General features: G+C 59.9%; 14 protein-coding genes. 3 read left to right on the top strand and 11 right to left on the bottom strand.

The window, feature by feature from the left end; genetic code table 11:
- Positions 1–68: 68 nt before the first annotated feature.
- The 4 genes from VE23_RS20315 to VE23_RS20300 all read right to left on the bottom strand — a co-directional run bounded on the left by VE23_RS20315 (position 69) and on the right by VE23_RS20300 (position 3,984).
- Positions 69–995 (bottom strand): TauD/TfdA dioxygenase family protein, encoded by a 927-nt coding sequence (locus VE23_RS20315; RefSeq protein ID WP_049868915.1) that lies wholly within the window; start codon positions 993–995, stop codon positions 69–71.
- A 52-nt stretch (positions 996–1,047) separates the two neighbouring features.
- On the bottom strand, positions 1,048–2,082 hold the full coding sequence (locus tag VE23_RS20310) for an aliphatic sulfonate ABC transporter substrate-binding protein (protein WP_049868914.1): 1,035 nt from the start codon (positions 2,080–2,082) through the stop codon (positions 1,048–1,050).
- Positions 2,083–2,204: 122 nt separating this feature from the next.
- On the bottom strand, positions 2,205–3,128 hold the full coding sequence (locus tag VE23_RS20305) for a TauD/TfdA dioxygenase family protein (RefSeq protein WP_049868913.1): 924 nt from the start codon (positions 3,126–3,128) through the stop codon (positions 2,205–2,207).
- A 235-nt stretch (positions 3,129–3,363) separates the two neighbouring features.
- The gene (locus VE23_RS20300) at positions 3,364–3,984 is read right to left on the bottom strand and encodes a TetR/AcrR family transcriptional regulator (RefSeq protein ID WP_049868912.1); all 621 of its coding nucleotides are present in this window, start codon (positions 3,982–3,984) and stop codon (positions 3,364–3,366) included.
- 291 nt (positions 3,985–4,275) lie between these two features.
- Between VE23_RS20300 and VE23_RS20295 the strand changes: the two genes are divergently transcribed.
- Both VE23_RS20295 and VE23_RS20290 read left to right on the top strand, forming a co-directional pair.
- Entirely contained in the window at positions 4,276–5,040 is a 765-nt protein-coding gene (locus VE23_RS20295) for an ABC transporter ATP-binding protein (RefSeq protein ID WP_048746023.1), read from the top strand.
- Between the two features lie 118 nt (positions 5,041–5,158).
- Entirely contained in the window at positions 5,159–5,983 is an 825-nt protein-coding gene (locus VE23_RS20290) for an ABC transporter permease (protein WP_021879691.1), read from the top strand.
- A gap of 87 nt (positions 5,984–6,070) precedes the next feature.
- Here the strand turns inward: VE23_RS20290 and VE23_RS20285 are convergent, their stop codons facing one another.
- The 6 genes from VE23_RS20285 to VE23_RS20260 form a co-directional block, all read right to left on the bottom strand.
- On the bottom strand, positions 6,071–7,438 hold the full coding sequence (locus VE23_RS20285) for a dihydrolipoyl dehydrogenase family protein (RefSeq protein ID WP_049868911.1): 1,368 nt from the start codon (positions 7,436–7,438) through the stop codon (positions 6,071–6,073).
- 129 nt (positions 7,439–7,567) lie between these two features.
- Entirely contained in the window at positions 7,568–8,200 is a 633-nt protein-coding gene (locus tag VE23_RS20280; protein WP_049868910.1) for an ABC transporter permease, read from the bottom strand.
- The gene (locus VE23_RS20275) at positions 8,172–9,170 is read right to left on the bottom strand and encodes an ABC transporter ATP-binding protein (RefSeq protein ID WP_048749104.1); all 999 of its coding nucleotides are present in this window, start codon (positions 9,168–9,170) and stop codon (positions 8,172–8,174) included. The genes VE23_RS20280 and VE23_RS20275 overlap by 29 nt, the downstream gene beginning before the upstream one ends.
- Positions 9,171–9,189: 19 nt before the next feature.
- A complete protein-coding gene (locus VE23_RS20270; RefSeq protein ID WP_232317003.1) occupies positions 9,190–10,113 on the bottom strand; it encodes an ABC transporter substrate-binding protein in 924 nt (307 codons plus the stop codon).
- Between the two features lie 14 nt (positions 10,114–10,127).
- Positions 10,128–10,766, bottom strand: coding sequence for an ABC transporter permease (locus VE23_RS20265; RefSeq protein ID WP_049868909.1), 639 nt, complete (start codon positions 10,764–10,766; stop codon positions 10,128–10,130).
- A gap of 250 nt (positions 10,767–11,016) precedes the next feature.
- Positions 11,017–11,532, bottom strand: coding sequence for an acyl-CoA thioesterase (locus tag VE23_RS20260; protein WP_048749099.1), 516 nt, complete (start codon positions 11,530–11,532; stop codon positions 11,017–11,019).
- 239 nt (positions 11,533–11,771) lie between these two features.
- Between VE23_RS20260 and VE23_RS26680 the strand changes: the two genes are divergently transcribed.
- Entirely contained in the window at positions 11,772–12,215 is a 444-nt protein-coding gene (locus VE23_RS26680; RefSeq protein ID WP_157054007.1) for a hypothetical protein, read from the top strand.
- Between the two features lie 200 nt (positions 12,216–12,415).
- Here the strand turns inward: VE23_RS26680 and VE23_RS20255 are convergent, their stop codons facing one another.
- Positions 12,416–13,096, bottom strand: a complete 681-nt coding sequence (locus VE23_RS20255) for a TetR/AcrR family transcriptional regulator (protein WP_049868908.1) — start codon at positions 13,094–13,096, stop codon at positions 12,416–12,418.
- Between the last annotated feature and the right edge of the window lie 10 nt (positions 13,097–13,106).

Here is a 13,106-nt window from a genome sequence, read left to right as displayed (position 1 = left end):
AACGAAGGAGCAATAAAAGCCGATGACGGCTGGTCTTTCCGGCCGGCGCCCACGCCGGCTTCTGCTTTTCAGGATACCTTTTCCTGCTCCTCCTCCAGCGGCGCAGGCTGAATGACGCGGCTGCGGCGGCCGTCAAGGCCGACCGGAACGTCGCCGGCTACGGTCACCCGCCTGACGACGCGATGCTGGCTGCCGTAATCGTTGACGGCGTAATGCTGGGTGGCGCGGTTATCCCAGATAACGACGTCCCCGGGAGACCAGCGCCAGCGTACCGTGTTCTCCAGCCTGGTCACATGCTCTTGCAGAATGGCAAGGAGCCGGTCGGAATCCGGCGTTTTGAACCCCGCGATCCGCTTCACGAAGTGGCCCAGCAGCAGATGGCGCTCGCCCGTCTCCGGATGGACGCGGACAACCGGATGCTCGGTTTCATAGACCGTCGAAGCGAATACCTCGCGATGCCGGCGAATCTGCTCGGCCGTCGCATCCCGGCGCACAGCCGCATAATCGTACGCGTTGCTGTGGATCGCCCGCAGGCTGTTCGCCAGCTCCTGCAGCTCCGGCGTCAGATCGTTGTAGGCCGCCGCCGTATTGGCCCATACCGTATCTCCCCCGGCAGGAGGCACGACAACCGCCCTCAGGACGGATGCCTTGGGATAGGCATCCACGAAGGTCACGTCGGTATGCCAGGAGTTGGCGCGGCCGCCATGCTCGGAATCCAGTTCAAGGACCGCATTCGTGCCGTTTTTGACCGGTACGGTCGGGTGGGCGTACAAGTCGCCCAGAAGCTTCGCGAATGCTTCCTGGCCCGCGTCGTCCAGGTGGCTCTGCCCGCGGAAGAACAGCACCTTGTAAGAGAGCAGGGCTTCCTCGATGGCTTTCAACTCATCGCCTTGCAGGCTGACGGACAGCTTGATTCCTCTGACCTCCGCTCCGATGCGTCCTGACGCAGGCGCAATCTCCAGTTGAACCTCTTGATTTTGAACGGCTTCGCTCATGTTCTTCTCCTCCTTGGCGGCTATGCCGCGATATCGTTTTTGACAGGCACCGTTATTTCAGCGCCTCGATGACGAAAGAGTCATTGATGGCAGACTTGAAGTCCGCCTTCTGCTTCAAGAACTGGTTTTGCAGCAGGATGCCTGCCGACTCTTCCTGAGCCTGAAGCGACTCCGGCGTATAAGCGGACAGCCTGGTCGCACTGCGAGAGAGCACCTGCTTGATGATGCCGGCCGGAATCTTCGTCTGCGCGGCGTACAGCCCGGCAGCCTCGTCGAGGTTGTCATTCTGCCATTTGACCGCCTTGTCGTACTGCTTCAGGAACTCGACGACCAGATCGGGATGCTCCTTCGCGAATTCCGTATGCGCGATCATGGACACCGGGGCGTAGATCTCCGTTTTGACATCCAGCACGCTTGCTTTTTTCTGCTGCACGTTCAAGGTCACATAAGGATCGATTGTAACCCAGGCGTCCAGCTTGCCGGCCTCGAAGGCCGCCTGCCCATCGTCGAACTGAAGATTGATGATCTTGACATCCTGCTGGGTCAAGCCCGCTGCCTGCAGCACTTTGATAAGAAACACATGAGAGGTCGTTCCTTTGGCGGCGCCGACCGTCTTCCCCTTCAGATTCTCGACGGTGGCGATCGGACTGCCCGTCGGGACGAGAATGGTGTTCAGGTCTCTCCCTTCGCTGATGAGCCCGATCACCTCGAAAGGAAGCTTGTTGGCGACCCCCGATATGGCGGCTCCATCGCCCAGCCAGCTGAGATCCACCCGCCCCGAGACCAGAGATTCCAGCAGCGGCGGACCGCTGGTGAACTTGCTCCAGACCGCTTCCGCATGATGGAACTTGAAGGCTTCGTCCAGCCACCCTTTCTCCTGGGCGATGATAAGCGGACTGAGTCCTCCGTTGAGGGCGATATGGACCTTGACCGGTTCGCCGCCCTGCTCGGGGGCTTTGGCCGCTGCCGCTTTCCCTTGTCCTGCGGAAGCCTGCGTATTGGAATGGCCGCTGCCGCATCCCGCGAGAACCAGGCCGAGCACGATCGCAGCGGCGAACGCGATGCCGGCTGTACGGTTTCTCTTCATCTTCTCTGCCCCTCTCCCTGGCTCTTAAGCCCCTCTCTCTCACTGTCTAGCCCATACACTCTCCGGCTCCATACACTCCCTAGTCTCAAATACTCTCTGGCTCCGCTCACTCCGAACGATGCTCAGTAAGGCCGGCCGCCCGCGATGGACACCCGTTCCGCCACCCTGCGGTTAGGGAAGTAATCGGAAGCCGCATAATGCTGCGTCGCCCGGTTGTCCCAGAGCGCGATGGAATGCGGCTCCCAGCGGAACCTGACCTGATACTCGGGAACATGGGCCTGACGGAACAAGCAACCGAGCAGCTGCTCGCTCTCTTCCTCTTCCAGCCCGACGATGCGCACCGTGAACGCCGCGTTGACGAACAGCGTCTTGCGCCCGGTCTCGGGATGCGTCCGGACGACAGGATGCTCGGCGGCGGGGAACTCCTCCTGCTTGGCGGCCAGCACCTCCGGCGTCATGAACCTGCCGAAGGAAGGGGTGAAGTCATGAATGGCAGACAGCCCGTCGATTCTCTGCCTGATTTCTTCCGGCAGGTTGTCATAGGCAGCCCCCATGTCCGCCCAGAGCGTATCTCCCCCAAGCGGAGGCACCTCCGACAGGCGCAGGACCGAGCCGAGAGCAGGCTCCAGCCTCCAGGTCACATCCGTATGCCATACATTTTCGTTGCCGGTCATCGTGGCATCTTTCTCGAATCGGGTAATCTCGTCCGCGCTGCCCTTCGGCAGGAAGGGATGCTTCTCCAGCTGCCCCCATTCCCGGGCGAAAGCCAGCTGCTGTTCGCTCGTAATCGGCTGATTGCGGAAGAACAGCACCTTCCACTCCAAAAACGCTCGCTGGAGCTCGGCTTTGACGTCAGGCTCCAGCGGTTCAGCCAAATTCACGCCTTCGATCTCGGCTCCAATGATCGGTCCAAGCGGCTTCAGCGTGAACAGCGTGTACGGCCGCTCGCCGGACAAGCCATCCGGCTGCCTGCGAAGCTCTCTTGCTCCCGCACGGAATTCGCGGGACGGAAAATAATGGCAGGAAAACGGAATGGTCTGGCTCATGAACCAACCTCCTGAAATGAATAATTATATTCCTACCTGAATTCTTGGTATTTGGATCAAAAAAAAAACGGGACGTCCCAAGAATTCAAGCCGATGCGGGCCTGAATCTCTGGACGTCCAGTCGATTCAAAGAAAGACGATGAGAGACGATCGAGAAAATCGTTCACCGAATGAGTTTTCATTCACTCTGTGGATTGACCAAATCGTATCAGCATGCCGCCAAAGATGTCAACCCTCATTTTTCCAAATTTTCGGTAGCGGCATCCGCCGCCGGGCGAATCATCTTCAGCAGCAGCTCGATCGTCTCCTTGGTCGCCGGCGCATAACCCCGCATATCCAGCAGCATCAGGTTCTGGATCAGCGTGCCGAGCAAGGTGGCCAGCTGCACGGGATCGCCAGGCATGACCGAGCCGTCCTCCTGCCCTTCGCGGATCAGCTCCACCAGCAGCTGGAGGTTGCCGTCCGCTCTTTCCAGAATGACCGCTTTGTCCTGAGCCGGGAGCAGATCCGTGAACAAGGCCTGCAGCAGCACCAGATACATGTCCGGGCTTCCGCCGCTGGGCAGGGAGCGTTCCGCCAAGCAACGGAATTTGTCCTCCGCGCTGCCTGGCATGGAGATCGTTTCCCGCAGGACAACGCCGTAGCCGAGCTGCCCCTGTTCGATGACGGCGAGCAGAATCTCGTCCTTGGACTTGAAGTAATTATAGACATGTCCCTGGCTCAGCTTCGCTCCGGCGGCGATGTCGCTGATCTTGGTCAGCATGCCTCTGCGGGCGAAGATGCGGGCCGCGGCTTCAAGAATCTGCTGCCGCCGCTCCTCCCTCAGCAGCTGGTCCTTCCTTTGATTTCTGGGCATGACGTTCCTCCATGATGTCCTTGAGCTTGTTATCGTTCCCTCCAGTGTAACGCATCCCTCCAGGCATGAGAAGAAGACGGGACCGTCGAGCTCCTTAATTCCCACTTTCCCAATCGGTTATTGACAGCCCGGAATCCGCGATGCTAAGATGAGCCACAACCACAAGTTGAATACTTGATCAGCCTGTAAAGGAATCGACCGGAGCGACTGGAGATTCGGCATGCATATCCATTGCTGCCGGTCTCTTTTTTTTCGCCTGGACTCAAAAAAGCCGAAGGGGAGGGAGCATGCATGCAACCTGCAGTGGAGATAAAAGGCGTCAGCAAGACGTTCCGGAGCGGCCATGCCGATACGCATGTGCTGGACCGCGTAGACCTGACCGTCCGGGAAGGAGATTTCACGACTTTGATCGGACCGAGCGGCTGCGGCAAGAGCACGCTGCTGAAGATCGTCGCCGGATTGGATTCCGATTACGAGGGCGAAGTGCTGCTGGAAGGAGAGGCGGTCCGCGGTCCGTCCCAGGAGAAGGGAGTCATTTTTCAGGAGCATCGCCTCTTCCCCTGGCTGACGGCGGAGCAGAACATCGCGGCCGACCTGTCCCTCCGGAATGCCGACGTCCGCAGGAGGACCGACGAGCTGATCGCTCTCGTCAAGCTCGGCGGCTTCGAGAAAGCCTACCCCCGCCAGTTGTCGGGAGGCATGTCGCAGCGGGTCGCCATCGCGCGGGCTCTCTTGCGGCAGCCGAAGGCGCTGCTGCTCGACGAGCCCTTCGGCGCGCTGGACGCCTTCACGAGAGCGCATCTTCAGGAGGCTCTTCTGGATATCTGGCAGACCCGCAAAACCTCGATGCTGCTGGTCACGCATGATATCGACGAGGCCGTATTCCTCTCGACCCGCGTCGTCGTCATGGATACGAAGCCCGGCCGCATCAAGGCTTCCGTACCGATCGACCTGCCTTATCCGCGCTCGCGCTCCAGCCGCTCCTTCACGGAGCTGCGGACGGCCGTGCTGGGCCATCTGGAGCAGAGGCAGGAGCAGGAAGCCTACAGCATTTAAGTTCTTTTGGGCTCGCATGAACATCCGGGATCTTGCCTCACGGCCGATTCCCCTCCAACTAAGCGCAGCTGCTGCCATTATCCCGATTCCCTGATAAAAAAAGGAAGGTGATGTCCCTATGTCCGTATCCTTGGCAGCTCCGGAAACCGCTCTGGAAGCGAAGCCCCCGGCTCACCGGAGAAAACGCCGCGGCGTCTTCCTGCGGGGCGCCGTTCTCCCGGCCTTGATCGTCGCCGTCTGGCAATGGCTCAGCTCCGCGGGACTGATCTCGGAGCAGCTCTTCTCCTCGCCTTGGCTTATCCTCAAGCAGTATGCCGCGCTTGCCCGATCGGGCGAGCTGCCCCATCATCTGCGGATCAGCCTCATTCGGGCTTCGCTCGGCTTCCTGCTCGGCGGCGGCACCGGCCTCCTGCTCGGCCTGTTCGTCGGCATGTACCGCCGCTTCGAGGAGGTCGTCAATCCGACCGTGCAGATGCTTCGCACCGTGCCGCTGCTGGCCATTACGCCGCTGTTCATCATGTGGTTCGGCTTCGGGGAGCTGTCCAAGGTGCTGCTCATCTCGCTTGGAGCCTTCTTCCCTCTCTACGTGAACACGTTCCTCGGCGTCCGCAACGTCGACGCCAAGCTGTTCGATGTGGCGCGGGTGCTGGAGTTCAGCCGCTATCGCCAGATGACCCGGCTCGTGCTGCCGGCGGCGCTGCCGAACATCCTGCTCGGCATCCGTCTCTCGCTCAGCATCGCCTGGCTCTGCCTCGTCGTCGCGGAGCTGCTCGGCGCCGACAGCGGAGTCGGTTATATGATCCAGGACGCGCGCGCCTTCATGGCGACGGATGTCGTGTTCGTCGGCATCACGATTTTTGCCCTTGTCGGCAAGCTGTCGGATTCTCTTGTCCAATTTCTCGAGAGGAGGCTGCTCCGCTGGCAGGACAGCTATAAAGGCTGAGTCCCCTTCCTCATTGTGCGTGAACCAGGCAAAAAAGCGTCCCGAAGGACGCTTCGACGCGGCTGCCGCCATGGTGCGGGAGCCGCTTTATTCTTTTCCTTGGACGAGATAGGTCAGATCCGACGCCGCGCTCGGGTACGCGAACAGGACAGAGGAGATGTCCTTGCCCGTCAACCCGAAGCGGATCGCGGCCGCGAAATGGTTCACCAGCTCGTCCGCCGTGCTTCCCAGCAGATGGGCGCCCAGAACCTGGTCCGAATCCGCGTCCAGGATGACCTTCATCATGACCGCTTGCTCATTGGTCCGCTTGTACGTGTACCATGAGGCCGCATCCAGCTTGTTCACGGCCACGTTCAAGCCCCGCTCCAGTGCCTGCTTCTCCGAGAGGCCCACCGACGCCAGCTTGGGCACGGTAAAGACGACGGTCGGCACCTCGCTGTAATTCGGCTCCTGGCGGCTGCCCTGCAGCATGTTGCGGGCCGCTGCGGCTGACTCCACCGAAGATATCGGGGTCAGCGGAGGCCCTTGCGTATCCGCGCAGTCGCCGGCCGCGTAGACGCGCGGATTGCTGACGCTCTGCAGCCAGGAGTGGACCTTGATGCCGGCGCTGCCGCCCTCCACGGAGCCTTTGGGCAGATCAAGCCCGTCCACGTTGGCGACCCGGCCGGCTCCGTGCACGGCAAGCCGGCAGGCCAGCCGGAGGAGCTTGCCGTCCTTTTCCGCTTGAACGGTCAAGCCGCCTCCCGGTTCTGCCGCTATCGACTGCACCGCCGCTCCCAGATGGATGTCTACGCCGAGAGCCTCCGTCGCTTGGACGAGGCGGTCGACCAGATCCGGATCGAAGCCGGCCAGCGGCCGCTTCCCTCGATGCAGGATATGGACCTTCGCTCCGGCGCGCGCCGCCATATGGGCGAACTCGAAAGAGATATATCCGCCGCCGATGAATACGATCTCCTCCGGCAGCTCCTCCAGCTCCAGGAATTCGTCGCTGGTCGCGAGCAGCTCTTCGCCTTCGATTCCGAGCGAGGCAGGCCGCGCTCCCGTGGCGAGAAGGATACGGCTTCCTTTCAGCCGGGCTTCGCCGACCTCGATGATATCCTCCGACGCGAACCTCGCCGTCCCTTTCCATACCTCAATGCCCGCCTCCCGGAATTCCTTCTCCCTGGATTCCGGCACGCCTTCGATAAAGCCGTTTTTGAAAGCCATCAGCTCCGGCCAGGAGATGGACGCATCGCCCGTTACGCCCTTGCCCTTCATTCGGCGGTTCCAATCCACCAGCTCCGCCGCGCCGGCCAGCACCTTCTTGGGATCGCAGCCGCGCAGGGCGCAGGTGCCTCCCAGAGGGCGGTTCTCGACGAGGGCGACCTTCCACCCCGCCTCCCGGCAGCGATGGGCCGCCGAAGCTCCCGCCGTCCCGCTTCCGACGACAACGAGATCGTATTCATGCACGCTCATGCCTGATTCCCCTCCCATGCTGAATTCATGCTGCAGATCGCCGCTTCATCCAGACGCTTGCCGGCTGACCTGATCCCATGTGCCGGCATCAAGCACGGCAATCGATTCTTCCCGCCTGCCGCCCCAAAATCAGCCTTCTCCTGCCGCCCGCCGGATCGAGCGCCGCTCCAGAGCCAGCAGCAGCTGGTTGACCGCGATCGCCAGCAGCGCGATAAGCACGGTTCCCCATACCATTTTGGGCACGGAGTTCTGGTAGAGACCCTCGAACAAAATGACGCCGAGCCCGCCCGCATTGATCCAGGCGGCGATCGTCGCGATGCCGATGATCGACAGCGAGGCGATCCGCACCCCGCCCAGAATGACGGGCAGCGCGAGCGGCAGCTCGATCCGCGTGAACAGCCGCCAGCGGCCGAAGCCCGCGCCGGCCGCCGACTCGCGAACGGCGGGCTCGATGGAGCGGAAGCCCGAGATTACGTTGCGGATCAGCACCAGCTGGCTGTACAGGACGAGCGCGGCCAGCGCCGGCTGCTTGCCGAGCCCCAGCAGCGGAATCAGCAAGGCGAACATGCCAAGGCTCGGAATGGCATACACGATTCCGAGCACCGCCAGGACAGGCACGGCGATGCGGCCGTGCCTGGACAGCCAGTAGCCTGCGGGCAGCGCGATCAGCAGCGCGATCGCCAGCGCCGAAGCCGACAGGAGCAGATGCTCCCAAAGGCCTTTCAGCAGATCGTCATAATGTCTCAGCAAATACTCCGACATCGGCTCCCCCCTCCCGAGGCTGGGGCTGAAGCCGGTCAAGCGTCAGCCGGCCAACAGCTTCCCCCTGCTCATTCACCACGGCCGCCTCGGAGGCTCCATGCCTCAGCATCTGCTCCAGCGCCGACTTCAGGCTGTCGGTGCGCTGGACGGACGGAGCCGACTCCGGCAGCATCGATTCCGCAGAGAGCGGAAGCATCCGGTCCTCCGCCTTCAGCAGCTCCAGCAGCTGGAACAGATCGTCTCCTCCCGTCAGCTGGCGCACGAAGTCGGTTGCCGGGCGGGTCAGAAGCTCCAGCGGCGTTCCAGCCTGCTCGATCACGCCGCCGTTCATGACGACGACGCGGTCGCCCAGCTTGAACGCCTCGCTGACGTCATGCGTGACGAACAGCACGGTGCGGCCGAGCCGCCGCTGGATGGCGAGCAGCTCATCCTGCAGCGAGCTGCGCGTGATGGCGTCGAGCGCTCCGAACGGCTCGTCCATGAGCAGCACCTTGGGATCGCCGGCCATCGCGCGGGCGATGCCGACGCGCTGCTGCTGGCCTCCGGATAGCTGCCTCGGATACCGCTTGCGCATGTCCTCCGGCAGCCGGACGAGCTCCATGAGCTCCGATACGCGGGCGGAGACGCGCGATTTGTCCCAGCCGAGAATGTCCGGCACGGTCGAAATGTTCTGCTCCACCGTCATATGCGGGAACAGGCCGGTCTGCTGGATGACATAACCGATGCCGCGCCTGAGCTCCGTCGCCGGACGCTCCCGGATATCCCGCCCGAACAGCGTGATGCTTCCCGAGGTCGGCTCGATGATGCGGTTCACCATTTTCAGCAGCGTCGTCTTGCCTGAGCCGGATGTGCCGAGCAGCGTGACGAACGAGCCTTCCTCCACGGCAAGCGAGACGTCCCGGACCGCCGGGTCGGCGGCCCCGGGGTACAGCTTGCTCACCCCTTTGAATTGTAGCGCCAGTCCGTTCATGGCCGATTCCCTCCTCCGCTTAGTCCAGCAGTCCCTGCTTCTGCAGGAAATCCTTCGCCACGTCCGCGTATTCCTTCTTGTCGATGTCCACCTGCGCGTTCAGCGCCTGCACCGTCTTGTTGTCCAGCTTGGCGGAGACGTCGTTCAGCACCTTCTCCACATCGGGGTTCTTCTCCAGGACGTCGCCCCGCACGACCGGCGCGACGAAGTACGGCGGCCAGAATTTCTTGTCGTCCTCAAGCAGCACAAGATCGGGATTGGTAAGGTCTCCGTCGGTCGTGAAGCCGACCGTCAAGTCCGCTTCTCCGTTCATGATGACGCGGTACTTCACGCCGTAGTCGAACAGCTTGATGCTTTTGAAGTCCATTTTGCCATAGAAGGAATTCAGACCCTTCAAGCCGTCCTCCCGCTCCTCGAACTCGGGAACGGCAGCCATCCGCAGCTGCGGAGCGAGCTTGGGCAGATCGGAGATCTTATGCAGGTTGTACTGGTCGGCGACTTTCTTGGTCGTGACCAGGCCCTGGGAGTCGTTGGCTTCCGTCGGCTTCAGCCAGACGAGGTTGAACTTCTCCTTGTATCCTTTGGCTACCTCGTCGTACACCGCTTGCGCATCCGTTTTCGGCGGCAGCTGCAGCACGTTGATGAGCCCCGTTCCCGTGTACTCCGGATACATGTCGATATCGCCCTTCTTGAGGGCTTCATGCGCGACGAGCGTGCCCCCGAGATTCAGCTTGCGGTCTACCTTGTAGCCCGCATGCTCCAGAGCGAGCGAGTACATCTCGCCAAGCACGAGCGATTCCGTAAAGTTTTTGGAGCCGACCGCGATCTCCGGCTTGCCGCTCCCGCTTGAGCCGCAGGCGCTCAGCATGGCGCCCATCAGAACAATTCCCGCTCCCAGCCAAGCTCTCTTCGCCAAGCTGTTCCTCTGCATGTTCGTATTCATTCCCGACACCCCTTCTATATTCGTTGAAATCTCGATGCGTAACGCTCCAACCCGGACAGGACCAGCTCCATGAGGACAGCCAGCGCCGCGACCGGCAAAGCCCCGACCAGCAGCATCGGGAAGTTGTACAAGCCCAGCCCGTTGATGATGAACGTCCCGAGTCCGCCGCCTCCGATGAACGCGGCGAGCGTCGCGCTCGCCACGACTTCCACGGCTGCTGTCTTCAGCCCGGAGATCATCAGCGGAGCCGCCAGCGGCAGCTCCACCCGGCGCAGCAGCCGCCCCGCTCCCATGCCCATGGCGGACGCCGCCTCCCGTACAGAGGGCTCGACCTTGCGGAAGCCGAGGTAGGTGTTGATGAGGATGGGCGGACAGGCCAGCAGCGTAAGCGCGGCGAGCGCAGGCGTGAAGCCGGTGCCCAGGATCGGGAGCAGGATGACGAGAACGGCCAGGCTCGGAATGACCCGCAGCGAGTTGAACAAGCCCATGACGGGCGCGGTCAGCCGGCTGTATTTGGCGCAGAGGACTCCGAGAGGAATGCAGATGGCAGCAGCGATCAGAAGCGCGTACAAGCTGATCGTTACATGGGTCTGCACGGCTTCCCCGAACCGCTCCCGGTTTTCCGTTATGTACCGATATGCTTCCGCAACCATGAATTCCCCGCCTTCCCTAAAAGACAATCTATAGTAGATACCCTATCCAACCCGCCCTCCAATCAGACCTGGCGCGACAACATTTTCCGGGCATAACCAAAAGCCAGCCGAATGCAGGCTGGTTTTTGGTTCACAGAAGGAAGTGCGCCGTGGATCCGCCGGCCCGGCTTAGAGGCCTCCGTGCCGGCTGAATCGGCTTGAGCCCACGGAATGAAAGGGAAAAACGGCTGCACCGTCCTTGCTATCAATGTCATTCCCAAGGGTGGTCCACGCCGAGAAAATCGGCAAAACGCTTGGATTCCTGGCGGCGCCGCCGGCGGATCTCCGCTCTAGCCGGAGCGGACTCGAACAGCTTCTTCTCCTCCTCCGTCTCCGGCACGATATCGGGCACCGGCGCCGGACGCTTGTCCGGCCCCATGGCCACGAACGTCAGGAAAGCCGTTGCCGCAACCATCCGCTCCCCGGTCATGAGATCCTCCTTGACGATCTTCACGAACACCTCCATCGACGACCGGCCGCTCCAGGCGACATAGGCCTCCATCGTAATGCTGTCTGTCGGGCGGATCGGGTGGAGAAAGTCGACGGAATCCGTCGATGCGGTCACGGTCGGCATCCGGCAATGCTTCATCGCCGCGATGGAGGCGATATCGTCGATATAGGCCATCAGCTTGCCGCCGAACATCGTCTGATGGTTGTTGACATCCGGCGGGAAGATGCGGGCGGTTTTGAAGCAGCGGGACTGGCGGACGAATTTGGCTGGCTGCATGGATGATTTCCTCCTATGCTCTCATTGCTTCATCGGAACTTAATCAACCTTTTCATTATGGTGATAAATGCTCATGTTGATGCTCTTCCAGCTTGATTGCGAGCACAAAAAATCCTTTACAATAAGTTAACGACCCAAAGCTGTTCTTGCATGCACAATTGCAAGGCAGAGAAGGACTTCGACCTAATGCTGAAGATGTGCTCCGTAAGACATTTCAAGAGGAATTGGGGCTCACGTCAATGTCGGCAGCTCAGCTCAGTCGTATGCACAAACAGGTGAATCCAGAGCTACTCCAGCACGTGTTTGAGCGTCTTGTTAAATGGATAGTTGCAAAATCGTATGGCGATGAGTCGGGGCGTGGTAGAGATTATCGACTCGTCAAACGGTGGCTCTCTGTTTACAAAAGTACAAAAGGGCAGCGTTTCGCAAGACAAAAGCGGGCATCAAACTCCATCTGCGCCTGGCATTTGTCGGTGAACATGATGTTATACCGGACAAGGCGACGATTACAGCGGCTAAGAAGAAGGACTGCACTCAGCTTGATGAGCTTGTCTTCGAACCTGCTCATGTATGCTTCTGTCGGTACACTGATGGGTTGTAAATGGATTGAATTTAATAAATTTGAAGAAATGTATTACGTATTGACCACTACTTCTTTCTCTGTGACCCATCCAGGAAACTGAACTTTATCAAATGTCCATCCCCTGCTAGTTATTAATGATTTAAAATCGAGCATTATCATTTACATTTTTGTATATTTTATTGCTATAAGGAAAACATATATTGAACCCCATTGGCGAAAGAAAACAACGGGACAGAACTAAGCTTTGTCGATTACTATAGGGTTTCGGCAGCTCGCTTGAGTGAGTACTGTTTTTATGGGTTAGTCTTGGCTCCGTCCCTTTTTTGCCATTTCCACGTCCTGCGGGTTGGTCGCAAATGAAAATACATAAGCGTAGGCCGTTTGAAGGGCAATTTTGAAAGGACGGGTCGATTTGCGGGTCTTGGTTAAGAGCTGCCCTCCCTGTAGACTGGTTATAACTGCACAAGCTAGTTCAGCCGGGTCAGACTCGGCCCGAAGATCACCCCGCTCTTTCATCTTGCTAAATCCATCAATAAAGTACTGCTCCCATTCATCAAAAGAATGCATCAGGGCCACCCTGGCTGTCTCGTCCTGGTCGGCTAGTTCGCTAGCCAATGAACCGAGCGGGCATCCTCCCAGGCTCTCGCTGCTTTCCTTCAAGTCTATAATCGTCGTTCTCCATTTTTCCAAGTTTTCCCATGTGTCCAGATGTTCCAGGAGAGGCAGCTGCGCACCCAGCACATTGACGGTTTGCCGCTCAATAACCGCCAGGATCAACTCTTCTTTATTGGAAAAATAGTGATAGAGCTGGCTTTTACTGACAGAAGCTGCGGCCCTCATATCGTCCATACTGGTACCCCGGACGCCTTTTTCGTAAACAAGTTGGGCTGCCTGATTCAGAATACGCTCTCTGCTGTTCTGCCCGCGTGAAGTTAAAGACCCGTTGTTTGGCATAAGCTTTCTTCCCTCTTCCTTTCTCATTCTTTTGGCC

Source organism: Paenibacillus sp. D9 (genome assembly GCF_001188365.1).
Classification (GTDB): Bacteria; Bacillota; Bacilli; order Paenibacillales; family Paenibacillaceae; genus Paenibacillus_O; species Paenibacillus_O humicus.
The sequence above is the reverse complement of the archived record's forward strand: the minus strand, read 5'-3'. Positions and strand labels throughout refer to the sequence as shown.

Excerpts from the sequence above, each read along its gene's own strand:
- VE23_RS20315 (WP_049868915.1), bottom strand. The coding sequence starts at position 995 with ATGAGCGAAGCCGTTCAAAATCAAGAGGTTCAACTGGAGATTGCGCCT.
- VE23_RS20310 (WP_049868914.1), bottom strand. The coding sequence starts at position 2,082 with ATGAAGAGAAACCGTACAGCCGGCATCGCGTTCGCCGCTGCGATCGTG.
- VE23_RS20305 (WP_049868913.1), bottom strand. The coding sequence starts at position 3,128 with ATGAGCCAGACCATTCCGTTTTCCTGCCATTATTTTCCGTCCCGCGAA.
- VE23_RS20300 (WP_049868912.1), bottom strand. The coding sequence starts at position 3,984 with ATGCCCAGAAATCAAAGGAAGGACCAGCTGCTGAGGGAGGAGCGGCGG.
- VE23_RS20295 (WP_048746023.1), top strand. The coding sequence starts at position 4,276 with ATGCAACCTGCAGTGGAGATAAAAGGCGTCAGCAAGACGTTCCGGAGC.
- VE23_RS20290 (WP_021879691.1), top strand. The coding sequence starts at position 5,159 with ATGTCCGTATCCTTGGCAGCTCCGGAAACCGCTCTGGAAGCGAAGCCC.
- VE23_RS20285 (WP_049868911.1), bottom strand. The coding sequence starts at position 7,438 with ATGAGCGTGCATGAATACGATCTCGTTGTCGTCGGAAGCGGGACGGCG.
- VE23_RS20280 (WP_049868910.1), bottom strand. The coding sequence starts at position 8,200 with ATGTCGGAGTATTTGCTGAGACATTATGACGATCTGCTGAAAGGCCTT.
- VE23_RS20275 (WP_048749104.1), bottom strand. The coding sequence starts at position 9,170 with ATGAACGGACTGGCGCTACAATTCAAAGGGGTGAGCAAGCTGTACCCC.
- VE23_RS20270 (WP_232317003.1), bottom strand. The coding sequence starts at position 10,113 with ATGAATACGAACATGCAGAGGAACAGCTTGGCGAAGAGAGCTTGGCTG.
- VE23_RS20265 (WP_049868909.1), bottom strand. The coding sequence starts at position 10,766 with ATGGTTGCGGAAGCATATCGGTACATAACGGAAAACCGGGAGCGGTTC.
- VE23_RS20260 (WP_048749099.1), bottom strand. The coding sequence starts at position 11,532 with ATGCAGCCAGCCAAATTCGTCCGCCAGTCCCGCTGCTTCAAAACCGCC.
- VE23_RS26680 (WP_157054007.1), top strand. The coding sequence starts at position 11,772 with ATGTCGGCAGCTCAGCTCAGTCGTATGCACAAACAGGTGAATCCAGAG.
- VE23_RS20255 (WP_049868908.1), bottom strand. The coding sequence starts at position 13,096 with ATGAGAAAGGAAGAGGGAAGAAAGCTTATGCCAAACAACGGGTCTTTA.